This window comes from Hyphomicrobium denitrificans 1NES1, from assembly GCF_000230975.2.
GTDB lineage: Bacteria > Pseudomonadota > Alphaproteobacteria > Rhizobiales > Hyphomicrobiaceae > Hyphomicrobium_B > Hyphomicrobium_B denitrificans_A.
This window is the reverse complement of the sequence record NC_021172.1, coordinates 690,916-714,151: the sequence shown is the minus strand read 5'-3', so window position 1 is coordinate 714,151 and position 23,236 is coordinate 690,916. Positions and strand designations below refer to the sequence as shown.

General features: G+C 58.2%; 17 protein-coding genes. 5 read left to right on the top strand and 12 right to left on the bottom strand.

The window, feature by feature from the left end; genetic code table 11:
- Positions 1-262 precede the first annotated feature (262 nt).
- The 8 genes from HYPDE_RS03280 to HYPDE_RS03245 all read right to left on the bottom strand — a co-directional run bounded on the left by HYPDE_RS03280 (position 263) and on the right by HYPDE_RS03245 (position 11,928).
- Entirely contained in the window at positions 263-2,158 is a 1,896-nt protein-coding gene (locus tag HYPDE_RS03280; protein ID WP_015596925.1) for a hypothetical protein, read from the bottom strand.
- A complete protein-coding gene (locus tag HYPDE_RS03275) occupies positions 2,155-3,390 on the bottom strand; it encodes a glycosyltransferase family 2 protein (protein WP_015596924.1) in 1,236 nt (411 codons plus the stop codon). The genes HYPDE_RS03280 and HYPDE_RS03275 overlap by 4 nt, the downstream gene beginning before the upstream one ends.
- Positions 3,391-3,686: 296 nt before the next feature.
- Positions 3,687-6,836: an efflux RND transporter permease subunit gene (locus tag HYPDE_RS03270; protein ID WP_015596923.1), complete on the bottom strand. Its 3,150-nt coding sequence runs from the start codon at positions 6,834-6,836 to the stop codon at positions 3,687-3,689.
- The gene (locus HYPDE_RS03265) at positions 6,833-8,290 is read right to left on the bottom strand and encodes an efflux RND transporter periplasmic adaptor subunit (RefSeq protein ID WP_015596922.1); all 1,458 of its coding nucleotides are present in this window, start codon (positions 8,288-8,290) and stop codon (positions 6,833-6,835) included. Before HYPDE_RS03265 ends, HYPDE_RS03270 begins: the two co-directional genes overlap by 4 nt.
- On the bottom strand, positions 8,287-8,682 hold the full coding sequence (locus HYPDE_RS03260) for a FixH family protein (RefSeq protein ID WP_015596921.1): 396 nt from the start codon (positions 8,680-8,682) through the stop codon (positions 8,287-8,289). Before HYPDE_RS03260 ends, HYPDE_RS03265 begins: the two co-directional genes overlap by 4 nt.
- A 108-nt stretch (positions 8,683-8,790) precedes the next feature.
- On the bottom strand, positions 8,791-9,168 hold the full coding sequence (locus HYPDE_RS03255) for a hypothetical protein (protein WP_015596920.1): 378 nt from the start codon (positions 9,166-9,168) through the stop codon (positions 8,791-8,793).
- A gap of 240 nt (positions 9,169-9,408) precedes the next feature.
- Positions 9,409-10,005, bottom strand: a complete 597-nt coding sequence (locus HYPDE_RS03250) for a helix-turn-helix transcriptional regulator (RefSeq protein WP_041319890.1) — start codon at positions 10,003-10,005, stop codon at positions 9,409-9,411.
- Positions 10,006-10,104: 99 nt separating this feature from the next.
- Entirely contained in the window at positions 10,105-11,928 is a 1,824-nt protein-coding gene (locus tag HYPDE_RS03245) for a methanol/ethanol family PQQ-dependent dehydrogenase (protein ID WP_015596918.1), read from the bottom strand.
- Between the two features lie 351 nt (positions 11,929-12,279).
- On the opposite strand from HYPDE_RS03245, the gene HYPDE_RS03240 reads away from it, so the two are divergent.
- Positions 12,280-13,794: a PLP-dependent aminotransferase family protein gene (locus tag HYPDE_RS03240; RefSeq protein WP_144061167.1), complete on the top strand. Its 1,515-nt coding sequence runs from the start codon at positions 12,280-12,282 to the stop codon at positions 13,792-13,794.
- A gap of 191 nt (positions 13,795-13,985) precedes the next feature.
- Here HYPDE_RS03240 and HYPDE_RS18410 read toward each other — a convergent pair whose 3' ends face one another.
- The 3 genes from HYPDE_RS18410 to HYPDE_RS03225 form a co-directional block, all read right to left on the bottom strand.
- Entirely contained in the window at positions 13,986-16,307 is a 2,322-nt protein-coding gene (locus HYPDE_RS18410; protein WP_015596916.1) for a putative bifunctional diguanylate cyclase/phosphodiesterase, read from the bottom strand.
- 277 nt (positions 16,308-16,584) lie between these two features.
- Complete coding sequence (locus HYPDE_RS03230) at positions 16,585-17,199, bottom strand: pyridoxamine 5'-phosphate oxidase family protein (protein ID WP_015596915.1); 615 nt, start codon at positions 17,197-17,199, stop codon at positions 16,585-16,587.
- Between the two features lie 36 nt (positions 17,200-17,235).
- On the bottom strand, positions 17,236-17,835 hold the full coding sequence (locus HYPDE_RS03225) for a glutathione S-transferase family protein (protein ID WP_015596914.1): 600 nt from the start codon (positions 17,833-17,835) through the stop codon (positions 17,236-17,238).
- 113 nt (positions 17,836-17,948) lie between these two features.
- Between HYPDE_RS03225 and HYPDE_RS03220 the strand changes: the two genes are divergently transcribed.
- The 4 genes from HYPDE_RS03220 (at position 17,949) to HYPDE_RS03205 (ending at position 22,401) form a co-directional block, all read left to right on the top strand.
- Positions 17,949-18,851, top strand: coding sequence for a LysR family transcriptional regulator (locus HYPDE_RS03220; protein WP_015596913.1), 903 nt, complete (start codon positions 17,949-17,951; stop codon positions 18,849-18,851).
- 192 nt (positions 18,852-19,043) lie between these two features.
- Positions 19,044-20,126 carry a DNA polymerase IV gene (gene dinB / locus HYPDE_RS03215; protein WP_015596912.1) on the top strand — a complete coding sequence of 361 codons (1,083 nt, stop codon included), beginning with the start codon at positions 19,044-19,046 and terminating at the stop codon, positions 20,124-20,126.
- Between the two features lie 200 nt (positions 20,127-20,326).
- Positions 20,327-20,557 (top strand): hexameric tyrosine-coordinated heme protein, encoded by a 231-nt coding sequence (locus tag HYPDE_RS03210; protein ID WP_015596911.1) that lies wholly within the window; start codon positions 20,327-20,329, stop codon positions 20,555-20,557.
- A 383-nt stretch (positions 20,558-20,940) separates the two neighbouring features.
- A complete protein-coding gene (locus tag HYPDE_RS03205) occupies positions 20,941-22,401 on the top strand; it encodes a methyl-accepting chemotaxis protein (RefSeq protein WP_144061166.1) in 1,461 nt (486 codons plus the stop codon).
- A 98-nt stretch (positions 22,402-22,499) separates the two neighbouring features.
- On the opposite strand, the gene HYPDE_RS03200 is transcribed toward HYPDE_RS03205, so the two are convergent.
- Positions 22,500-22,919, bottom strand: a complete 420-nt coding sequence (locus HYPDE_RS03200) for a CBS domain-containing protein (RefSeq protein WP_015596909.1) — start codon at positions 22,917-22,919, stop codon at positions 22,500-22,502.
- Positions 22,920-23,236 lie beyond the last annotated feature (317 nt).

Genomic DNA, 23,236 nt, shown 5'->3' with positions numbered 1-23,236 from the left:
AGAGAGATTCCAAATGCGGCTGCGGTGCATCGCTCGTTGAATCAGCACACACCGAAGATGTTGCGTGCGAATTCCAACTCGTCTCGGAGCGAGATACGAAAGATTCAGCGGATCACGCCATAGAGATGAGATGCGCAAGCAATAGTGGTTGGCGCTATGCTGTTATCTCGGGCAGCGCTTACGATGCATCGGTAAAGGTAGGCGCGGCTTAGCAGGACCAGAGCTGCGACTGCTATCATGGCGCATTCGTGCCTTTGAGTGCTCACCCCTTGAAACTGCGATCGGTGTGCCCGAGTGAGCGTTCGGGCATTGCCGTCGGCTTCAGCCATCGTGCGACAACCAACGAAGCGAGCATGGGAATAAGCCATATAACTCTACTCTGGTAACGATCGTGCACGCTCGAGAAGGTCGCCGTTACGGCGGCGTTCACGAGTACGAAGCCGCAAAGCGCGAGCGTGAGGTGCAAGACAGTCGAATCCCGTTGGCGCGTATAAATGCACCCGCATGCAAGAAAGCATAAAGAACCAAGCACGAGACTTGTTTGAAGAATATTGATTGCTTTGAGTGGCAATTCCTGACGCGCTTGCGAGGAAGCTAGATACTCACTAACTGCTTCTTTTCCAAAAACTGCTCGTATGGAGTCGACAGGTTCTCCGCCATCACCATAGGGCAATAAAGCATCTCCAATCGAAAAGCGCATGAGCTGCCTGAAAAAGTCTTTTGCTGACTCCTTAAGTAACGATAGCGGCGAGACGAGGAGAGCTTTTCTGACCACCAATGCTGCCTCGGGCTCGAAAGTCTTCCACCAGCCTAATCGTTCTAGTGGACCACCCCACAAAAAATAATCGGCAATCGATGGCAATGACGTCTCGCGCTTCTCTCGATCGCGGTAATTTTCGAGATCGCCTAATTCTGTGCACAAAGCCCATCCGGAAGCAGGACAATTTTGCTCCAAGATCGCGAACGCGGGACCGTCACGAAGGAGCTTGGCTAGCATGAATATCGATGAGGCTGGGGAAACCGCCACCGTTCCCAGCATCAACGAATTCGTACTGACGACCACCAGTGTCCCGAGCGAGATGGCCGCGGCCAGGGCTCTAATTCGCGCTCCGACCCTTCCTATCGGCTGCCAGCCAACGACCCACAATACGGCGAATACGAGAAGGGCACCCAATGCGATCAGAACATTCCCATAGTGAAAGGCAACGCTGCCGCTAACGACTGCAAAAGCAAATGCTCGCTCCCAGTTGGCTAATCGATCCCAAGCGAAGCCAATAATTAGACTCGCCATGAAGAGCGCCCCCGTAAAAATGTCAGGCATAAGCTCTCCCGCGAACCACGGCAGGGATGAAGCGAAAGACAGCAACATCGCCGTAATGATGAGAGCTGCTTCAGAGCGAACGGAGAGAATTTTGATTGCGAAGATACGAATCAGAACTGCCACAATCAGCGCCTGAGCCGCGATGACGGGCCATGGCGACACCTGAAGGTGAAAAATAATACCAAAAATGCTGTAAAATACAGATCGTTCCCACGGAATAAATCGCTCGACCGCTGCCCGAAGATAAACACCCGTGTCGCTAAAGACGAATGGGAAGCCATTTTCGATGGCCGGAATGAGCAACACCGCAGCGAACAGCATGACCGCGATCACGGGACTAATCGGTTGGCTATTGCCCACTCTCGATCGAATGCCATCTGTCGCAGCGCTTCTTAAGCTTGACGTTGGATCTGGATCGCGAGTGCGAAAAATATAAAAACTGCAGACCGCAAAACTTACTATCGCTGAAATCGCTGAAATGGAAAGAAAGACGAAGAGATTTATAATGTCATTCTGACCAACGAGCCGCGACAGCAAGAAAGCGCTGAGCGAGATGGACGCGATTTGGAGTCCGGCGTAACGGAAGAACTCCTGCGGCATTACCCCCGAGCTGGCGAAGGTGACGACACGTTGCGCAAAAAAAGCGAAGGGAATCAAAAAGGCGTGAACACCTATGCTGATTATCAGCGAGTGGCCGGGAAGCGCTTTCACCAGTAACGTGCAAAGAAGCGAATAAGCGATGGCAAAAGTGCCGCCGACTGCCAAGAACGCTACGAGCTTCCGTATAGATTCGAAGGGAACCTTGGAAGTCTGCAGGTTCTCGAATTTACCCGTCACGACTTGCCCTTCCGAGGTATATCAAAGATACCGAAGAGAAAACCGGCAAATCCTGTTTGGATGCCGATGATTGTCAGACTAAGTCCAGCAGCAACAAAGCGCGGAATTCTTGAGTCGCTGAGGTTTCCAAAATCGACGCGCGCCCAAGCGACGAAGCAGATCCCAAAAATTACCACCCCTAGAAAGATCAGCATGGCGGCGATTTGTAGAAAGCGGTCGGTCCTGCACCACCTAAGGATTCGAGCGCCATGACGGCCGCTCGGAAGCATGCCGGTGATAGCAGCATAGTATCGTGCCAACGCGCCAAACGTGATGAGCTGCACGCCTATAACGGTGAGGAGGCATCCAGCAAGAAAGGTATTCAGGTCCAGCACGACGACGCCACCGATGCTGACAGGCCCCCAAATCAACATCGTACTTAGAAGAGCCCCGAGCGATGTGATTGCGATCCCGGGATAGAAGAACAGCCACCTTGGGCTGTACATAAGCAGAAACTTCAGGTGCCGCCACCCGTCCCGCCACGTTTTAAGGTGCGAAGCGCGCCCCCGCCCGTCGAGCTTTAACGTCGTCGGCACCTCCGCTATCCGTAGTTCCTTTAGAGCCGAACGGACGATCATCTCCGAGGCGAATTCCATGCCTGTCGTTTGAAGCTGCAGCTCTCTTATTGCACTTCGTCGGAAGCCTCTCAGCCCGCAGTGAAAGTCGTGGATCGGGATCCGGAAAAACAATCGTCCGATAAAGCTGAGAATTGGGTTGCCCAAATAGTAGTGCAGTGGAGGCATTGCACCTCGTTCTATGCCGCCTCGGAAGCGATCGCCCATCACAAGATCGTAGCCGTCGCGTAGCCTTCCCAGAAAACGATCCAAATCGGTGAAGTCATAGCTGTCGTCGGCATCGCCCATTATGACGAACTTGCCGTGTGCAGCCTCTATCCCTGCAGCCAATGCGGCGCCGTACCCTTTCTTAGCCACCGAAATGAGCTGGGCCCCGGATGATCGGGCCAGTTCAATTGACCCGTCAGTGCTCCCGTTGTCTGCGATCAGCACCTCACCCGCAACGCCGCGACTTTCGAGAAATCGCTGTGCCTTTGCGATGCAAATCCGGACGGTCTTGGCTTCATCCAGACAAGGCATGAGAATTGTCAGTTCGAGTTCTCCGATGTCGACCTGGGTTTGGTGACTTAAGGATATGTCAGCGTTGCGGTCGCGGCGAACAGGCTCCGGAGTTGACATGATTGGCTAGCTCTCTCGTCGTCTCGAAAGGCCGAACTAAGCTTCCCCGATAGAATTTTATACCAAGTAGAAATTGCTTGCGGAGGAAGAGCATCTGCAGACTAACGCTTTTCTGCGTAAATCAGGAGAAATTCCCTCCCATTTCATCAATTTGCGGTCGACGAATAAGTGGCTTGGCTCTCGTGGTGCTCGACACGGCGAAAGGCTCATCCTTGTGCTCATATATGGCTTCCAATGGCAAAACACGCAGTGGAAGCACGTCCGCTCTGCGTTGATGGGCAGCCGTAGCTCATTTGTCAGCTAGGGGCCACGAACGATGCTTGCGCCTGCGTCTTGGTCGGCAGGCGCCAGCCTTTCACTAGGCCGTAGATCGCCGGGATGACCATTAGAGTCAGGAGTGTTGATGAAATCATGCCACCGATCATCGGCACCGCGATGCGTTGCATCACTTCCGACCCGGTGCCGGTGCTCCACATGATGGGCAGCAAACCGGCCATGATCGCCACAACCGTCATCATTTTCGGCCGGACGCGCTCCACCGCGCCCACCATGATGGCGTGGTGAAGGTCGTCGCGGGTAAATGGCCTGCGCTCACGCAAGCATTCGGCCTGAATCTCGCGCTTGGCGTTGTCGAGATAGATCAGCATCACCACACCGGTCTCCGCGGCGACGCCCGCCAACGCGATGAATCCAACCGCCACCGCGACGGAGAGGTTGAACCCCAGCCACCACATCAGCCAGAAGCCGCCGACCAGTGCGAACGGCAGTGACAGCATGACGATGAGGGTTTCGGTGAAGCGCTGAAAGTTGAGGTAGAGCAGCAGGAAGATGATCATCAGCGTCACCGGCACGACCATCTGCAGGCGTGCCTCGGCGCGTTCCATATATTCGAACTGGCCGCTCCAAACGAGGTAGGTCCCCGTCGGAAGCTTCACCTGCGCCTCCACCGCCTTCTTGGCATCGGCGATGTAACCGCCTAGGTCGCGGTCGCGGATGTCGACGTAGACATAGGTGGCGAGCTTGGCGTTTTCAGTGCGGATGGTGGTCGGGCCCTGGGTGAGCTTGATGTCGGCAACTTCGCCCAAGGGAACCGTGCCGCCGCCGGGAAGCGAGACCACCACGTCCTTGGCGATGGCCTGCGGATCGGAGCGCAAGTCGCGCGGGTAGCGGATGGCGACGGTATACCGTTCGCGGCCTTCCACCGTGGTGGTGACAGGTTCGGCACCGAGCGCCGTGGAGACTACGTCCTGCACATCTGCAACCATCAACCCGTAGCGCGCCAGCCGTTCGCGGTTGGGAATCACTTCGAGGTAGTAGCCGCCCAGCACGCGCTCGGCATACGCGCTGGAGGTGCCCGGAACGGATTTGAGAACGGTTTCGACCTGGCGGGCGACGCCATCCATCTCGGCGAGGTCCTTGCCGATCACCTTGATGCCGACAGGCGTGCGGATGCCGGTCGACAGCATGTCGATGCGGGCCTTGATCGGCATCGTCCAGGCATTGGAGACGCCGGGGAACTGCAGCGCCTTGTCCATCTCGGCGATCAGGCTGTCGGTCGTTACGCCGGGGCGCCATTCCTCCTTCGGCTTAAGATTGACGATGGTCTCGAACATCTCGGTCGGCGCAGGATCGGTCGCCGTTTGCGCGCGACCCGCCTTGCCGTAGACCGACGCGACCTCCGGAAACGACTTGATGATGCGGTCCTGCATCTGCAGCAGCTCGGCCGATTTGGTGATCGAGAGCCCCGGCAGCGTCGTTGGCATGAACAGCAGCGTGCCCTCATTGAGATTGGGCATGAACTCGCTACCGACCTTGGTCACCGGCCAGACCGACACCGCGAGGGCCACGGCGGCAAGGACGATGGTGAGCGCTTTGGCCCTGAGCACGCCCTTGATCACCGGCCGATAGATGGCGATGAGCGCGCGGTTAATGGGATTCTTGCCTTCGGGGATGATCCGTCCACGCACAAAGATGACCATCAGCGCCGGGACCAGCGTCACCGAGAGCAGCGCGGCCGAAGCCATAGCAAAGGTCTTGGTGAAGGCGAGAGGCCCAAACAGCCTGCCCTCCTGCGCCTCGAGGCTGAAGATTGGCAGGAACGACACAGTGATGATCAGGAGCGAGAAGAACAGCGCCGGCCCAACCTCGGCTGCGGCTTCAACCAGGATCTCGATGCGCGGCTTGCCCTTGGGCGCGCGCTCCAGGTGCTTGTGGGCGTTCTCAATCATGACGATCGCCGCGTCGATCATGGCGCCGATGGCGATGGCGATGCCGCCGAGGCTCATGATGTTGGAGCCGATGCCGAGCGACCTCATGGCGAAAAAGGCCATGAGGATGCCGACCGGCAGCATCAGGATGGCGACCAGCGCGCTGCGGACGTGCAGAAGGAAGATGATGCACACCACCGCGACCACCAAGCTTTCTTCAAACAGCGTATGCTTCAGCGTTTCGATAGCACGGTGAATGAGTTCGGAGCGGTCGTAGACCGGCACCACCTGCGTTCCGGCCGGCAATGACTGCGCAATCTCCTTCAGCCGTCCCTTGACGTTGTCGATGACGGTGAGCGCATTAGCGCCGGAGCGCTGCAGCGCGATGCCGCTCGCCACCTCGCCCTCGCCATTGAGTTCGGCGATGCCGCGCCGTTCGTCGCCGACGATTTCCACGCTCGCGACGTCCTTGAGCAGGACCGGCGTCCCCCCCTCGGCCTTGACCACGATGTTCTCAATGTCCTGCACGCCCCTGAGGTAGCCTCGACCGCGCACCATGAACTCGTGCTCGGCCAGCTCCAACGTCCGCCCGCCGACATCAATATTGCTGTTGCGGATGGCGTCGCGGATCTTATCGAGCGGGATATTGAAGCTCCTGAGGCGGCTCGGGTCCACTGTCACGCTGTATTGCTTGACGAAACCGCCGACGCTTGCGACCTCGGCCACGCCTTCGGCCTTGGAAAGCCCAAAGCGTACCTCCCAATCCTGCATCGACCGCAGGTCCGCGAGCGACTTCTCCTTGGATTGCAACGCGTACTGATAAACCCAACCCACGCCGCTGGCATCGGGGCCAAGCGTGGGCGTGACGCCGGCAGGCAAGCGCTTGGCGGCGGCGTTCAGGTATTCGAGCACGCGCGAACGTGCCCAATAAATATCGGTGCCGTCCTCGAAGATCACGTAGACGAACGAGACGCCAAAGAACGAGAATCCCCGCACGACTTTGGAACGCGGTACGGTCAGCATCGAGGTGGTGAGGGGATAGGTGACCTGGTCCTCGACCACCTGCGGCGCTTGCCCCGGGTACTCGGTATACACGATGACCTGAGTGTCCGAGAGGTCGGGGATGGCGTCGAGCGGCAGTGTCCTCACCGCCCAGATTCCCGCCACAACGGCGAACGCCGTGGTGATGAACACCAGCATCAGGTTCCGAGCCGACCAGTCGATCAGGCGGGCGATCATTGGTTGACCTCTGTGGTTGAAGGAGTCTGGAAGCTCTTCAGTGCGGATTGGAGATTGCTTTCTGCGTCGATGAGGAAGTTGCCGTTGACGACGACACGGTCCCCTTCGGAAACGCCGCTGAGGAGTTCGACGACACCATCGCCCCGGTGCCCCATCTTCACGTCGCGCGGCTGGTAGCGGCCATCGCCAAGATCGCGAAGCACGACTTGGCGGTTGCCGCTGTCGATGACGGCGCTGGACGGCACGATAAGCGCCGGCGCGTCGCTACTGGTGGCGATTTCAACCTCTCCATACATGTCGGGCAGCAGCGCACGGTCGGGGTTGGGCATCTCGATGCGCACCTGCGCCGTCCGCGTCTCCTTCGTCAGGTGCGGATAGATCACCGCCACGGTGCCCTTGAAAATGCGGCCAGGATGGGCGCGCATCGTGACCGCAACAGCTTGGCCCGGTTTGACGGCATCGATGTCACCTTCGGCGACGTCCGCCATCATCCACACCACGGAGTGGTCGGCGATGCGGAAGCCGACATCGCCTGTCTTAAAGCCTTGCCCATCGCTCCAATTGCGTTCCAAAACATCGCCGCTGATGGGCGCGCGGATGGTGAAGGTGTCCGGAACGCGGCGCGAGCTCTTCACCTGGTCCATGAATTCCTCGGGCACACCAAGGTTTTGCAGACGACGCGTGGCGCCGACCACGCCCGAAGACCCTTTGAAGCCTGGAGGAAACGCGGCATCGTTATTGCGAGTCCAGCCCGAGCTCTCCTCGACGAGCAAACGCGCGGCTTGATCGAGCACCGCTTGCCCGAACACCGTCGCCAGCACGTCGCCGGCCTTTACATGGGTACCCGTGGTAACGTCGCCGACCTTGACCACGTAGCCGTCGAACTTCGGGGCCACGACCGCGATGCGCCGTTCATCGAGCGCAACTACGCCCGGAGCACGGACAGTGCGCGTCAGGCGCCGCTTGGTGACGGCGACGGTCTCTACTCCGGTGCGCTGGATTTTGCCGGGAGAAACCTTCACCGAGGCGTCATCGCTGTCTTGGCCCTCATAGACGGCGATGTAGTCCATGCCCATGGAGTCCTTCTTCGGCACTGGCGAGGTGTCGGACAGCCCCATCGGGTTGCGGTAGTACTTGATCTTCCTTTCGCCGGCCGGGGCCGCCGCTGCTTCTTGCGTCTTGGGCTTCGGCTCGAACGACACGTCCTCGCTGGCGTGGACGGCGACGTAGGATGCTCCGCCGTCGGTGTTGCGCGGCGCCAACGAATAAAACGGCTTCCCATCGGGATCACGGTAGTAGATCACCGGCCCGGTCGCCTCGACACCATGTCCGATTTTCGTCGCCGCGGGAGACAGCGGCAGCTTCACCAGGCCTGATTGCCCCGCCCAAACTCCGGCTCCCGCCGCAGCAATGATCGCTGCGGCGGTCACCACCCCCTTGAGGACCGAGTTCATCGGGTGGCTCTGATGATGAGCTTGTTTTCAACCGTCCCAGTCTCGCCCTGCACCTTGGCGCCGAGCGAGAGCTGCCAACGACCCTCCATCGTCAGCTCGGTCTTGAATCGGTAGACGCCGGGCTCGGTTGATGACACGGCTTCGATGGGCGATGCCATCATCTCCATGCCCTCGGGTCCCATGTCGATGCGTTTGGCAAAGATCACCGCGTCTGGTACGGCGCGGCCCGACGGTTTGTTTACAAGTTTGACCGCAATGACAGCCTCGCCTTTTTTGACTTCTTTATCGAGTAGTTGGAACTCGTAGTCTTTGGCATCGGCGAAAGCCGAACTAGCCATGCCCACGAGCCACGCGACGCCGACGGCAATCGCGCGCAATGAATGACGTTGCATGCTGGATATCTCCTGATGTCTCAAACCTACGCACCGCCACTATGGCGCGCGCGCACCCGCAAGCCGCGGCGTAGGCCGCAGCGATTGCTCACGCCCAAAGGGCGCGGGTCAGAGACTTGGAGGTCGAAGGAGTGGCGGAATCAGTGAACTCGCTGGCACCGCGGAAGTCGCGGGCGCCACGCGATCGGTGATGACGTCGTCGTGGAGGGTGGCTTCGGATACCGGAGTTGGCAACGGCTGGAAGCACTTCACCAGGCAGCTTCCCATCTCCGGGCAAACCTTCTGCGGGCAATCCGGACAGGACTTCTTCACCTTGTGGCAAGGCATCTCGGCGTCCTGTGCCGACATCGTCATATGGGCGGTCGCCGAGGCCGTGCCCGCCATCGCGAAAGCGTAGGCTGCGGTCAACGGCATCGACAGCAGCGCGCTGAACATGGCAAGCATGCCCAGGAAAACGAACCAGCGCTGGTAAAATCGGTGCCGCATCACAGTTTAGGCTGCCATAGGTTGGCCGAGCGGGCAATAAGGATGTGGCGATTTAGGCAAATTCGCGTTCCGCCTCGCGCTCACACAATGCTGGGGCAGGATTTGTGAAGACGACGTAAAGAAGACACCTGCCATGATGCCAGCCACCAGCAGGTCGGGCCACGGGCTGCTTGTACTCCACACAGCCAGCGCGGCGATCGTCACCGCGACGCGCCGAAATGGACGGGGCTACGGTCTGGTCTAGTTTGCCGAAACGACCCCCACCGCCCGAATAAGCAATGAAATCAGTTCTGATTGCTTATTCGTCTCGGTTTTCAGAAAGGCCGCTGCCAGGTGACGCCTCACGGTATTGGGCGAGAGGCCGGTCGCTTGCGCATACTCATTGGTGGTCGTGCCCCTGACAAGGGCTTTGGCAAGCTGCGCCTCCGCCTGCGACAGTCCCGTGGCGGCGCGGATGTCTTCGACCCGTAGATCGACCCGGCAGGAACTCGCGGTAACGATCACCGCCAACGCTTCGTGAGGCGCCGCCAGAATTCTCTGGTGCGTACGCGACGGCAGCGGCACGAACGCAAGAATAAAAGCCGCTCCGGTCGCTTCGGCAGTCATGCGCAAGAACTGCAACTGGCGCTCAGCTCTCGCCTTTGCCGCCGTAGCTTCAAACGCCTCGCAGTCCCGAAACGCATAAGGACGCAGCTTCCGGGTAACGTGATCGACGGCTCGCACCTGCTCCTTCCCAAGGAGATCTTCGGGCGGCCTCAAGGTCGGCGTCAAATTCTGATTGGGACCGTCGAACGAGTATTGAACGCTGAGGTACTCTTTCCACCATTCTACCTTCACACACTGTCGCAAAGAAAGCGGTGGAGCTGCTGAATAGCCGGCACGGTGCGTTACCGTGCCGGCCAAAGTTCTCGCAGACCTTCACTATTGGAAAAAGCGCTAGGGCAGCGAGAAGACGGTGAGCGTGCCACCAAGGTTGGTGTACTGCTTCAAGCCGGCGTAGCCGCCAACAGCACCCAGACCATCGGTCGGGTTCGTCAAGCCAGCAGCGAGACCGATACCGGCCCAACCGCCGACGCCTGACATGACGCCAATGTACTGTTTGCCACCATGCGTGTAGGTCATCGCATTGCTGATGATGCCCGACGGCGTCTTGAACTTGAACAGTTCCTTGCCATCCTTCTGGTCGACGGCTTTGAAATAGCCTTCGAGCGTGCCGTAGAAGACAACGCCGCCAGCTGTCGTCAGAGCGCCCGACCAGACCGAGAACTGCTCAGGCTTCGACCAGACGATCTTGCCCTGTGCACCGTCCCAGGCGATGAAGTTACCCATGCCGCCGTGGCTGTCCGGAGCCGGATACATGGAGAGCGTCGCACCGACGTAGGGCTGGCCGGAGGTGTACGAAACCTTGAAGGGTTCGTAGTCCATGCACACGTGGTTCGTCGGAACGTAGAACAAGCCGGTCAGCTTCGAGAACGAAGCCGGCTGCATGTCCTTGGAGCCGAGAGCTGCAGGGCAGATGCCCTTCGTATTGACGTCCTGGCCCTTGCCATCCCTGAATGTCGAGTACTTGGCGACGCGGATCGGGCGGCCATAGTCCTTGCTGGACTTGTCCATATCGATGCCGGTTGCCCAGTTTACGGCCGGATCGAATTTTTCAGCTACGAGAAGCTCGCCATCCTTGCGGTTGAGCGTGTATGCGAAGCCGTTGCGGTCGAAGTGCACGAGCGCAGGCGTCTTCTGTCCCTTGATGTCGAGATCGACGAGAATGTTTTCGTTGACGCCGTCATAGTCCCACTCGTCGAACGGTGTCATCTGGTATGCCCATCTCGCGACACCGGTATCAGGGTTGCGCGCGATGATCGACATCGTCCATTTCTGATCGATCGGCTTGCCATCCAGCCCCGCACGCTGCGCAGGGTTCCAGGTCGAGGGGTTTGCCGAGCCGTAGTAGAAGAGATCGGCCTCCGGATCGTATGACCAGCCACCCCAAAGCGTACCACCGCCGATCTTCCACTGATCGCCATTCCAGGTCTTCAAGGAGGAATCCTTGCCAACCGGCTTTCCAAGAGATGTTGTTTTCTCAGGGTTGAACAAGATTTCCTTGTCCGGGCCGATGTTATAGGCGCGCCATACCTTCTTTCCGCTGTTCAGGTCGTAGGCCGTCACGTAGCCGCGTACACCGAACTCCGCACCGGAGATGGCCGTGATGACTTTGTCCTTCACGATCAGAACGGTGTTGGTCGCCGTTTCGCCACGTTTGGGATCGCCGTTGGCAACCTTCCAGAGTTCCTTTCCTGTCTTGGCATCGAGAGCAACGACGTTAGTATCGGCCTGCTGCAGAATGATCTTGCCATCCGCGTAGGCGAGACCGCGGTTGACCGTATCGCAACACATTACCGGAATGACCGACGGGTCTTGCTTCGGTTCATATTTCCAGATGATCTTCTGCTCGTCGGCGAGGTTCAGAGCAAACACGATGTTGGGGAACGGCGTGTGAAGATACATTACATCGCCGATCACGAGCGGCGAACCTTCATGTCCGCGCAGCACGCCCGTAGAAAAGGTCCAGGCCACTTTGAGATCGGCAACGTTCGACGTGTTGATCTGGTCAAGCGTCGAGTAACGCGTGGCGCTGTAATCGCCCGATTGCGAAGCCCAGTTGTTGGGATCGGCTTGGTTCTTGGTCACGTCTTCATTCGCAAGCGCTGGCGACACAAGAGTCACAGCAGCGATGCTTGCGGCAAACATCAGTTTGCGCATTACTTCCTCCAATTATCGTTGTTATTCTAACCCCATCAAGGCGGGGCTCTCACCAACCGCCGGGCCAGTGCTTGTGACGCGCAGGACGCCCCTGATGGCCCGGACAAGCGGTAACCACATGCTGACGTAAAGTTGATCGGATCAGTAGCTCCGGTCCGAGATATTTTAGTAAGTCCACGGAGAAAATTGCCCACGTGGACCCAGCACGTTTCGATTTATCGAACTGCAACCGCCCAGCACGCTGAACCTGGCCATATAGACAGCGCCTCCAATGGACCTATGCGCTTGCGTTCGCTGGCTATAAATTGCAGCCTGCCTGGGCGATTTCCATAGGTCCGTTTGGAGGGCGACGTGCAGCTGCCGCTTGCGGTCAATCGACATTCTACACTCAATCTTCAGACTCAAGTATTCGAACAAATACGGAGCATGATTCTCGCAGGGCAGTTGCGCTCGGGGCAGCGCCTTCCAAGCAGCCGTCATCTATGCCAGCAATTGCAAGTCTCTCGGATTACGATCACGCTCGCATTCGCACGGCTCGCAGATGAGGGTTATGTTGAAACGGCAAAGTCGCTCGGTACGTTTGTTTCGCGGGAAATACCCGAACAAGCCTTGCACGCTTTGCGGACTGGTTTTGAGCACACGGAACAGCCTATAGTTTCGGATCAGTTCCGGCCCGACCTTCTCAAGCTCAGATCGCACAATTTGGTCAACGCGAGATTGAAGCGATCCATGATTGATTTCTGGGTCGGCCGCCCTGACGCTCGCTCGTTTCCGCTACGAACATGGACGCGTCTAACGACTAAGCGCCTGTTGAGCGCGGGTTCCGCATTGACCGAGTACAGGGATCCAACGGGCTTCATTGAGTTGCGGCAGGCTATTGCCGATCATCTGCGTCCTGCGCGTGGCATCATCGCCGAGGCAGAACAAATCATCATTACCGGCGGGTGTCAGGAAGGCCTCAATCTCGTATGCCGAATGCTGTTATCCGCTGGAACCGACGCGATCGTAGAGTCGCCCGGATACGCGGGCGCTTCTTACCTCTTTGAATCATTCGGTGCGCATCTCCACCAAATTCGGGTAGACGAAAAGGGCCTCGACGTTGCGCAACTTCCCGATGTCACCAACGCACTTGCTTACGTGACGCCATCTCATCAGTACCCAATGGGCTGCACCTTACCTTTGGATCGAAGGCTCGAGTTATTGGCGTGGGCCGTGAAGACGAACTCATATGTTGTAGAGGACGACTACGACAGCGACTTCCGGTACGTGGGTTCTCCCTTGGCCGCATTGAAGGCGCTCGATAGGGCAAATCGCGTATTTTATGTTGGTACGTTTTCAAAATGTCTCGGCGCCGGACTTCGCATTGGTTACGTCGTAGTGCCCCCCGCTATGTTGCCGGCCGCGCGGCACTACAAGGCGCTTATGAACAACGGCCAACCATGGTTGGAACAGGCTGTCCTTGCAGACTTTATGAATACTGGTGGTTATGCGCGCCACCTGCGCACAATCAGGCAGCACTACCTCGGCAAGAGAGACGCACTCTTGAGAGCGTTGAATTGCAACTTCGGCCAAGGGCGTGCAATTGGAGCAGAAGGGGGAATGCATCTCGCATGGCGTATTCCCGCACATTTGCCTGTAGCTCCGGTGATCGTGTCTAAGGCGTTGGAATACGGCGTCGGGGTCTATGACCTGTCGCCAAAGGCAGCCGTTAGCCCCGGCAGAACGACATATGCAGAACGCCATCTCATGTTCGGATATTCATCTCTAACCGAAAAGCAAATTACGACGGGCGTCGAGCGCCTTGCCGCTTCGCTCCGCACGCAAGGAGCCAGTGACATGCGTCCCATAAAGGCGTTGTCATGCTAAAAATTAGCAACACTCCACTTTTTTGCGTCAATCGGTATTGCTGCCGTGCCTTGTAATTCAGAGTTGCTTTGCGCGGTTACCAGCAAACGGCGCCTCTAGTTTAGAGCACACCGAGAGCATCTTCGTAGGGTGGATAATTTCCACGCCGACGGGGAAGGAGTTGTAGAAACATATTTCCGCCGAATGCGGCATTAAGCTCTTTTGGCTTCCCGTTTCGGCTTGGTGAAGTGAAGTTCCGATACCGGGACGGCCTTGCTGAAGAGGAATCCTTGCGCCTGGTCGCAGCCCTGGGCGCGTAGCGCGGCGAGCTGCTCGACCGCTTCCACGCCTTCCGCCGTAGTCGTCATGTGCAGCTCGTTGGCCAAGCCGATCACCGAGCGAACGATCGCCTTGCAGTCCTCATTCTCGGCCAACTCGCTGACGAAGCAACGGTCGATCTTGATCTTGTCGAAGGGGAAACTGCGCAGATAGTTCAGCGAGGAATAGCCCGTGCCAAAATCGTCGAGTGCGATTTTTACCCCAATGTCGCGCAGCTTGTGCAACACCGCCAGCACCTCCTCCGATTCCTGCATCAGCAGGTTCTCGGTAATCTCCATCTCCAACCGTCCGGGCGCGACGCCGGTCGCGGCCAGGGCATTCACCACCGTCGCCAGCAGATTGTCGTCCTTGATCTGCGTGGGCGAAAGGTTAACCGCCACGGTCAGATCCTCGGGCCAGTTCGCCGCTTCGGCCAGCGCGGTTCGGATCACCCAATTGCCGATCTCGACGATCACGCCGGTTTCCTCGGCGATCGAGATGAAGGTATCGGGCTGCACCAGTCCGCGGATCGGATGGTTCCAGCGCAACAATGCCTCGTAGCCGGCGATCTCGCCGGTTTCGATATGCAGGAGAGGCTGATAGTGGAGTTCCAATTCCTGCCGCACGATGGCGGCGCGCAAGTCGATCTCCAGTGTACGGCGTTCGAGCATCTGGGTCTGCATTTCGAGATCGAAGATTGAGATGCCCCGGCGGCCCCGCGACTTGACGTTGTACATGGCTAGGTCGGCGGCGCGCAGCAGTTCGTCGCCGGTATTGGCATCGTGCGGCGCGAAAGCCACGCCGATGCTCGCGCCGATCGGCATGATCTGCCCATCGATCTCCAGCGAATTGCCGATCACCTCCAGCACGCGCTCGGCGACGGTGAGGCCGGCGTCAGTAGATTCTAGGTGCGGCATCAGCACGATGAACTCGTCGCCGCCGATCCGGGCGACCATGTCGCGCGGACGTACAACGTTCTCCAGCCGATGCGCGACCTCGGCCAGCACCTTGTCGCCCATGGCGTGACCCTGACCATCGTTGATTGCCTTGAAGTGATCGAGATCGACGTAGAGTAGGCCGACGATATCTTCACGCGACATGCGGGTGAAGGCACGATCAAGCGTGGAGTTGAGCAGGGTGCGGTTGGGCAGCTTGGTTAGGAGGTCATAATGGGCCATGAAGGTGACCTTGGCCTCGGCCTGCTTGGCCACGCTTATATCGGCGATGAAGCCGCGCCAGCCGGGCTTCTCGCCGCGCAGTCCTTCCACCTGCCGGCCGTTGAGCGACCACCAGCGTTCAGCGCCGTCGACCCGGACCGGAATCACCACGTTGCGAAGTGGTTGGCCGATTTCGAGAAGCTCTCGCAGACATGAAACTTCGGATGCTGTGCCGAGAATGTCGATCAGCGAGCGGCCTTCGAGTTCTCCAGCCTCTATTCCGCAGGCGTTGCAGAACCGAGGCGAAGGGTTGCGGACACGCAAGTCGCCGTCAAGTTCGTAGAGCCAGTCGCTGCCTTCGTCGTCGTACTGGTTGAGGACGAGTTGGATCGTCTCGTGGGATTCTCTGAGCCGCCGGGTGCGGATGCGACGTGTGGCAAACATATAGTAGAGATTATAGATCGACCAATGCATGAACGATGTCATGACCAGTGCTATCGTGGCGAGCGGCGCCGCGTCCCACCCGTTACGCAGGAACAGCGCAACGGTCAGTGACAGACCTCCGCCGGCGCTGGCGGCAAGCGCCAGATGAGGCAGCGACATGGTGACGAGACCGTCGATCGCCATCATCGCGAAGCCCAGCGCCACCAAGGTGTCGACGTTCTGGGAGGGTGCGATCACGATCGCCCAGCCGAGCATGGCCATCCACCAGATCGCGCGGAGCTTGATCACTCCGGCGCGATTGTGGAGCGCCCGCTTTTCATCAAAGCAGGGAGAGGCTTCCTTACGTCGCACAATCGCTTGGAGCGAGCAGACGAGCGACCAACCAACGAGCGCGGTGAGGGAGAAAGAGATGTCAGTAAGCGGGCCGACCAAGCTCAACAGCATCAGCAGCCTGACCAGTTCCAGCAGCGTCAGCGGAAAACTGCGCAGATAGTCGGCGCGGCAGCGGGCGAACCAAGACTCCTCGTGCGGCTCGACCTGATGACGCGTGAGCGCCAGCAGGGTTAGCGGCGTCTTGGCTATCAATTGATGTTCGACCTTGCCGGCGTTGGCCATGAAAACTGCCTCCTCTCCTAGACAGCGATACGCAATTCCAAAAGATATTGATTTTTAAAGGATTCCTGGAACCGCGAGCGCTTAGATAAAGCGGATCGGCTTATTTGCGGTTAAAATAGCACGCGCCGTGGTTGCCAAATGGTAGTATGTTGCCCAAAGGTAGTATCGTATGGCGATAATTTATTTCAGCGTAAAGATCATCAGCCGCGCCACCGAGAGAGAGAAGCACAGTTGCGGTAACAACCCGTCGCGCGGCCGACCGACTGAAAGTCGGATTTCAAAGTTCGGAGGGGGTAAGTTCAAGCTCGCTTTCGAGCTGTAGAATTCGTTTCTGGAGCTGACCGAGAGCAGCTTCGACGTCCTCGACGGCGATAAGCTGCGGAATGTGCTGCGGGCAGTTGCGATCCCAGGCCTCGATTTCGAATAGGATCGCCCGCTCGGCGACAGCATTACTTTGTGATGGGCGAAGGCGCGACAACAGGTCTTCGTCATTTTCGACAATCCGGGCGCGCCCCCAGATCTTCGTGCGCCGGCGCCGCGCGTAGTCCATAAGGAAGATGAATGCGCGCGGATTTTCGGACAGGTTTCCAGCTGTGATGTACTGCCGGTTGCCGGCGAGATCGGCAAACGCGAGGGTGCGCTCGTCAAGAACCTTCAAGAACCCCGCCGCCCCCCCACGATGCTGGATGTAGGGCTGCCCTTCTGCGTTAGCTGTGCCGAGATAGAACGAGCGCGCGGCCACGAGCGTGGCCGCCAGGTCCGGCGTTACGGTTGTTGCCCAACCCTTGCTCTTCTCCATCCGCTCGTATTGCGCACGCGAGCCATCGCGCTCCTGCTCAGCCTTGACTGCAGCGGTAAACGCGACGTCGGAAGCGTATCGGCAAGTGTTCATTTTCGCTCCAAAACGCAAGCAGCGTCCAAAGTCTGGTCAAATCGCGGGCATGCCGATGAAACCGGGTAGCGCCTTGACCCGGCCAACCCATGAAGTGACCGCTGGAAATCCGTCGGGCGGTACACCCCCTTCGTGGCCGAGCGCGACATAGGGCATGCAGGCAATGTCGGCAATCGTCGGCCGGTCAAGCGCCAGCCAATGCGCTTTCGCCAAACGCTTTTCTAATAAACCGAAAACACGCGCGGCATTGTTGCGCGCTCGCTCAATATCGAGTTTGTAACCGAACTTATCGTGCAGCCGTGCATCGTTGGGACCGCGGGCGATTTCGTTCTCGGCCATCATGAGCCACTGGCTTACTTGCGCCAGGCCCGCGGGATCGGTTGGCAGCCAGCTCTCACCACCCCATTTGCGCGCGACGTAGACGAGGATCGCCTGGCTGTCGCGCAGCACGAGATCGCCGTCCTGGAAAATCGGGATCTCGCCGAAGGGATTAAGGTCAATCAGCGGCGCTTTCTTATGCGCACCGGACAGAAAATCCACGGGGATAATTTCGAGCGGGACGTCCAGAAGCGCGCAAAGCAAACGCACCTTGTAGCAGTTACCCGAAAGTTCAAGATCATAAAGTTTTGCTGCCATCGCAGAGGCCCCTGATTGGTATCTTCGTTTCCAGGCCCGAAGCTGGCGCGATCAGCCCTTCTCCGCTAGATAGAATGTTCGGCAATGATATTTCTATTTATTGGAAGGATGACATGGATCGGTTTCGGGCCATGAACGTCTTCGTTGCGGTGGCCGAGGCAGGTAGTCTGTCCGCCGCAGCGCGCCAGCTTGGCGAGCCTTTGACCAACGTCAGCCGGATTCTGTCTCAGCTCGAGACACACGTGGCTTGCACACTTATCGACCGTACGACCCGACGCATGATGCTGACGGATGCGGGGCGAGAATACTTGAAGACGTGCAGGCAAGTGCTGGAGGAACTCGAACGCGCGGAAAGCCGGATAGCGGGGCAGGCAGCCGATCTTTCTGGAGAAATCGCAATCACTGCACCCGTCAGTTTCGGCCGTCTGCATGTGCTCCCGGTGATTGCTGAGTTCCTCGGCGGCTATCCTCGGATCAACACGCGGCTGTTACTCATGGACCGGATCGTAGATCTCATGGAGGAAGAGATCGATGTCGCGATCCGCATTGGCGAGTTGCCGGACTCCGGATTGATGGCGATGCGCGTCGGGACGCTGAGACTCGTTGTTTGTGCCTCTCCAGATTACCTCACTCGATGCGGCCTCCCGACGTCCATCATGGAAATAGCGGAGCGGGATTGCGTGACGTTCGACGAGATGCCGGGAGGATCACGCTGGATCTTTAAAAGCAAATGCTTTGGCCGCAAGGCCGTGAAAGTCCGCTCGCGGCTTTCGGTCAATAGCGCCGAGGCTGCCGTCGAGGCTGCAGTGGCCGGCGTCGGGATAACGCGCGTGCTCTCCTATCAAGCCCGGAGCGCGCTCGATGCTGGTCTCTTGAAACGGATTCTAGAGCGCTTCGAGGATACCGCCATTCCCGTTCATCTTGTGTATCGGCCGACCCGTTCGGACAGTCCGCGCGTTCGAGAGTTTGTACAGTTCGCCGCCGAGAGATTGCGCGCGCCGAATGCGCTCCGATAGCCTCTGCGAAGCCATAGTATATCGTGACCGGTTTGCTGAGAGGGATTAACTGCCGGCCCATGCATTTCACGCTTCGCGAAGCCGGCCTTGCAGCGCAGCGCCTATAGATGACACGACGCTCGCGTTTGCGGTCGGCTCATTTGCGTCTACGGTCTGCATCGAAATTCAAGCGTCAGAGTGCTAGGCTTCAGTATGGCTGAAGTCTCTACCCGCAAAATCATCCATGTCGACATGGACGCCTTCTATGCGTCCGTGGAGCAACGCGATAATCCGGAGCTGCGCGGCAAGGCCATCGCCGTCGGCTATGGAGCAAAGCGCGGTGTCGTCGCCGCGGCCAGCTACGAGGCGCGGGCGTTCGGAGTACGCTCAGCCATGCCGTCGACAAAAGCTCTTCGGCAATGCCCCAGCCTTGTCTTCGTGCCACCTCGGTTCGAGATTTATCGCGCCGTCTCGCAACAAATCCGCGCAATTTTCGCTCGGTATACGCCCCTCATCGAACCGCTCTCCCTCGATGAAGCCTATCTCGACGTGACTGAGAATCTGCGCGGTCTCCCGACTGCATCCGATACCGCTGCAGAAATCCGTGCGCGTATTCTCGCGGAAACAGGACTTACCGCTTCGGCAGGTGTGTCCTATAACAAGTTTCTCGCCAAGCTCGCGTCCGACGTGCGTAAGCCCAACGGTCAATTTGTGATACCGCCCCAGCGCGGGGCCGAGTTTATCGAAGGCTTACCGGTAAAACAGTTTCACGGCGTGGGCCCCGTGACGGCCGAGAAAATGAATGCCCTTGGCATTCAGACAGGCGCCGATCTTCGGGCGCAATCGCTTGAATTCCTTCAACAGCATTTCGGCAGATCAGGTGCGTGGTATTATGCCATCGCGCGCGGTGAAGATGATCGGCCGGTGGAGCCAAACCGGCCGCGCAAATCATCCGGAAGTGAAACGACATTCTCCGAAGATCGCTTACTCCCGGCTGAAATCGAGGCGGGCGTGCTCGAAATGGCCGACGACGTCTGGGCTTGGTGCGAGAAGAACCAGAGCTTCGGCGCGACGGTCACCGTGAAAATCAAATTTGCCGATTTTCGCATTGTGACTCGCAGTCGGACCGCTTCCCGGCCTGTCACAGCGCATGACCTTCTTCACGAGATCAGTCTCGCCTTGGTGCGATCCATTTATCCGGTCACGACAGGAGTTCGGCTCGTCGGCGTCTCCGTTTCCAAGTTCTCATCCGATGACGATGCGCAGCTCGATTTGCAACTTTCAGAGCCGCATTAGCATCTAAAAAACACGCTGATGCGCCGGTTACGTGGCCGCTTGATGTGTCCCGAACAATAACATTCAGCTATTGAGACGTCTGGTGGGCGCCGAGAGTGTTGTGGCGTTTAATCCTTCTTCAAGAACGAGAATGCATTGTCCATGCTAGAGGTAAGCTGGTAGGCTGATTTCGCGAAGCTGCTCATTACGAGGAGATCATCATGGCCGATACTTGGCTCCCGTCACTCAAGACAGCAACACCGCAAGAGGGTTTTGAGCTGGCCACAAAGCTCGCCCGAGTCGGCGTCAAGGCCACCCAGCCATCGGCCGAAATTCGTGACAAGTTGCGCCCAGCATACGATCACGACAGCGCCCAGCTGATTGCTGCCTCGCAGGTGATCGCCATCCACTTTCAAACTGTCGCCGCCGCGAACAACTACTGGCGTGACTGACATCTGTCGAGGATGCGGCGGTCGATTTATCAAGGTGCCCAAAGCAACTTTCTATTACGCCGGGCTTGACGAAAATTTCACCGGTAAGATTCGAACTCAAGCAAACAATAGGCAGCAGCTGCCGAGCGTCTTGATGGCGGGAAACTTCACCGACCGGATCTGCCGGGTCGATCATGGGTCCCCCATCGATCGGTGCCGACTCGGCTAAGTCCCGAATTGCCCTTTGTGCCAATACGCAACCCGTCGCAAAAACGCTAGCGTAACCAACGCATCCGGGTTGCGAATCAGCCCATTGTGCGCGCCTCGTGATCCGATATAAGACGCGCGGGCCGTTGCGTTGTGGCCAGCCCAGGCCTTCAACCTGCAGCGAAAGGACTTTGCCGGTGTCTCAATTCGACCCCGCAAATATTGTGGCCCAGTTCACACCCAATCCCCAGGATGCGAGCACCGCCGCGGTGCCCCGTGCAAGTGAGATCGGCGATAGGGCGGGGCGTCTCGGACTCGAGATTGCTGATATCGCGGGGATTGTCGAAGACCTCGCCGGTCTTAACAACCACCTTCGCCAGACGCTCGAAAACGTCGTCGACTCGGTTGATCGCAGCACTGAGACCAATAACCGGATCAGGACAGCGGTGGGCGATCTCAGGGCTTCAGCCGATCAGACGCGGCTCGTCCTCAGTAAGAGTTCGGAGCAGGTATCCGACACTCTCGCGACGGCTATAGATAATATGCAGGCACTCGGCGAGGGCATTATTGGCATCACGCGCTCCGCCGAACAAGCACGCAACACAATTGCCAAAGTGCAAGAGGCAAGCGCTGCGATCGAATCGATCTCGATGGAAACCCAGATGATCGCGATCAACGCCGGAGTGGAGGCAGCGCGGGCCAGTGACGCGGGTCGCGGCTTTGCGGTGATTGCCCAGTCGATCAAAGCTCTCGCAAATCAGGTTCGCAAATTCTCTCTTGAGAACAGGACAAACCTCCAAGAATTGCAAGGAACACTCGATCAAATGCTCGCAGTCGCGCGTCACAATTCCGAGTGGGCGCAATCGGCCATTGAGGCTTCAAACACTGCAAAGGGCTCGACGCAGCAAATCCAGTCTCTGGTCAGTAGTGTCCAACAATTGACCAGCGGTATCGAGGACTTGGGCGATCCCGTCCACAGCAACGCCACGAATTCTCAACAGGTCGGCGAGCGGGTCAGCGATCTCGTAAAGGTTGTTGGAACCGCCGACACTCAACTTGGCAAGACACGGAAGCGGTCTGAAAACATTCTAACCATCAGCGAAGACCTGATGTTGTTCATCGCCCAGGCAGGGTTCGAGACGAAAGACAGCGCCCTCATCTTAACCTGCCAAAACGCTGCGGCCGAAATAAAAGCGGTCTTTGAGCGAGGCCTGGAACGAGGCGAGATCACGCAGGATGCTCTCTTCGACGAGCAATATAAACCAATTCCGGGCACAAACCCGCAGCAAGTAACGACGCGCTTCACGGGCTACACGGATCGAGTTCTCCCCGCGATTCAGGAACAGGTTTTGGCGAGTTCGAGCCGGATTGCATTTTGTGCGGCCGTCGATCGCAATGGCTATCTGCCGACTCACAATCTTGCGTACTCGAAGCCGCAGGGTTCCGATCCATCCTGGAATGCCGCGAACTCGCGCAACCGCAGGATCTTTAACGACCGCACCGGACTTCGCGCTGGACGCAACACGCAGCCCTTCTTGCTACAAACTTACCGCCGCGACATGGGCGGCGGTCAGCATGCTTTGATGAAGGATATCTCGGCGCCGATTGTCATTCGCGGCCGGCACTGGGGTGGATTTCGCATGGGTCTAAAGCCTTAAGGCAAGGCTGCCATGTACCCCGCTCCCCTGAGTAATCTCGCCCGCAGCACTGCCCACCAGGAGCATCTGGATACCGAACGCTCAGGCGCTTTTCCCATCTACCAGATGCGTTCGGCAAGGGCTTCCTCTTCCTCCAGTCGGTCGAGTTCTTCGCTCTTGAAGTCGGCACGTGAGACGATGCCCACGATGCGACCCTTCTCAACGACAGGGACGTGACGAAAGCCGCCATCGCTCATGGCACGTAACGCATCGATAGCCTGCTGTTCAGGGATGAGGGTAACCGGGTTGGGTGTCATCGCGTTCGCAAGCGCGGTGCGTCCGCCTTTACCTTTGGCGAGCAACTTTACCGCGTCGCGCCCGGTAAAGATGCCAAGTAGCCGTTGATGCTCATCTACCACGAGAACGGAGCCGACGTGCTTGACACGCATGGCCTCGCACGCATTTTGTACGGTGTCAGCGGCTTGCATTAAGAGAGGCTGCTGATCACGAACGATGTATCGCAGTCTGCGGTTGATCATTGCACGGGTTCCTTGCCTTGCTTTTCTGAGCGTCGACCTTTACCGACATCGAAGAAGCGGTCGCGAATGTAACACTGGCTGCGCCAGCAATTGCGCTTATCGGATGTCAAACGACATAAGCATGCAATCCGATAAGCCGTGTCGCGGCACGGCGAGTCTGCCGCTTGCGGAGTTGTGAAACACAGCATTAGGTAATCGACACGAGACGCATTGATCTGCTTCAATGCAAGTGCGCACGGTCCCGTATAGAAACAAAAGTCGCTCGCGAGCATCCCGAAATACGACCCGGAATGGCGAGGTCGCCTGAGGGAGCGGGC

What these genes read in the sequence shown, in the direction of transcription:
- HYPDE_RS03275 (WP_015596924.1), bottom strand. Translation starts at nt 3,390, where the DNA reads ATGTCAACTCCGGAGCCTGTTCGCCGCGACCGCAACGCTGACATATCC.
- HYPDE_RS03270 (WP_015596923.1), bottom strand. Translation starts at nt 6,836, where the DNA reads ATGATCGCCCGCCTGATCGACTGGTCGGCTCGGAACCTGATGCTGGTG.
- HYPDE_RS03265 (WP_015596922.1), bottom strand. Translation starts at nt 8,290, where the DNA reads ATGAACTCGGTCCTCAAGGGGGTGGTGACCGCCGCAGCGATCATTGCT.
- HYPDE_RS03260 (WP_015596921.1), bottom strand. Translation starts at nt 8,682, where the DNA reads ATGCAACGTCATTCATTGCGCGCGATTGCCGTCGGCGTCGCGTGGCTC.
- HYPDE_RS03255 (WP_015596920.1), bottom strand. Translation starts at nt 9,168, where the DNA reads ATGCGGCACCGATTTTACCAGCGCTGGTTCGTTTTCCTGGGCATGCTT.
- HYPDE_RS03245 (WP_015596918.1), bottom strand. Translation starts at nt 11,928, where the DNA reads ATGCGCAAACTGATGTTTGCCGCAAGCATCGCTGCTGTGACTCTTGTG.
- HYPDE_RS18410 (WP_015596916.1), bottom strand. Translation starts at nt 16,307, where the DNA reads ATGGCCAACGCCGGCAAGGTCGAACATCAATTGATAGCCAAGACGCCG.
- HYPDE_RS03230 (WP_015596915.1), bottom strand. Translation starts at nt 17,199, where the DNA reads ATGAACACTTGCCGATACGCTTCCGACGTCGCGTTTACCGCTGCAGTC.
- HYPDE_RS03225 (WP_015596914.1), bottom strand. Translation starts at nt 17,835, where the DNA reads ATGGCAGCAAAACTTTATGATCTTGAACTTTCGGGTAACTGCTACAAG.
- HYPDE_RS03220 (WP_015596913.1), top strand. Translation starts at nt 17,949, where the DNA reads ATGGATCGGTTTCGGGCCATGAACGTCTTCGTTGCGGTGGCCGAGGCA.
- dinB (WP_015596912.1), top strand. Translation starts at nt 19,044, where the DNA reads ATGGCTGAAGTCTCTACCCGCAAAATCATCCATGTCGACATGGACGCC.
- HYPDE_RS03210 (WP_015596911.1), top strand. Translation starts at nt 20,327, where the DNA reads ATGGCCGATACTTGGCTCCCGTCACTCAAGACAGCAACACCGCAAGAG.
- HYPDE_RS03200 (WP_015596909.1), bottom strand. Translation starts at nt 22,919, where the DNA reads ATGATCAACCGCAGACTGCGATACATCGTTCGTGATCAGCAGCCTCTC.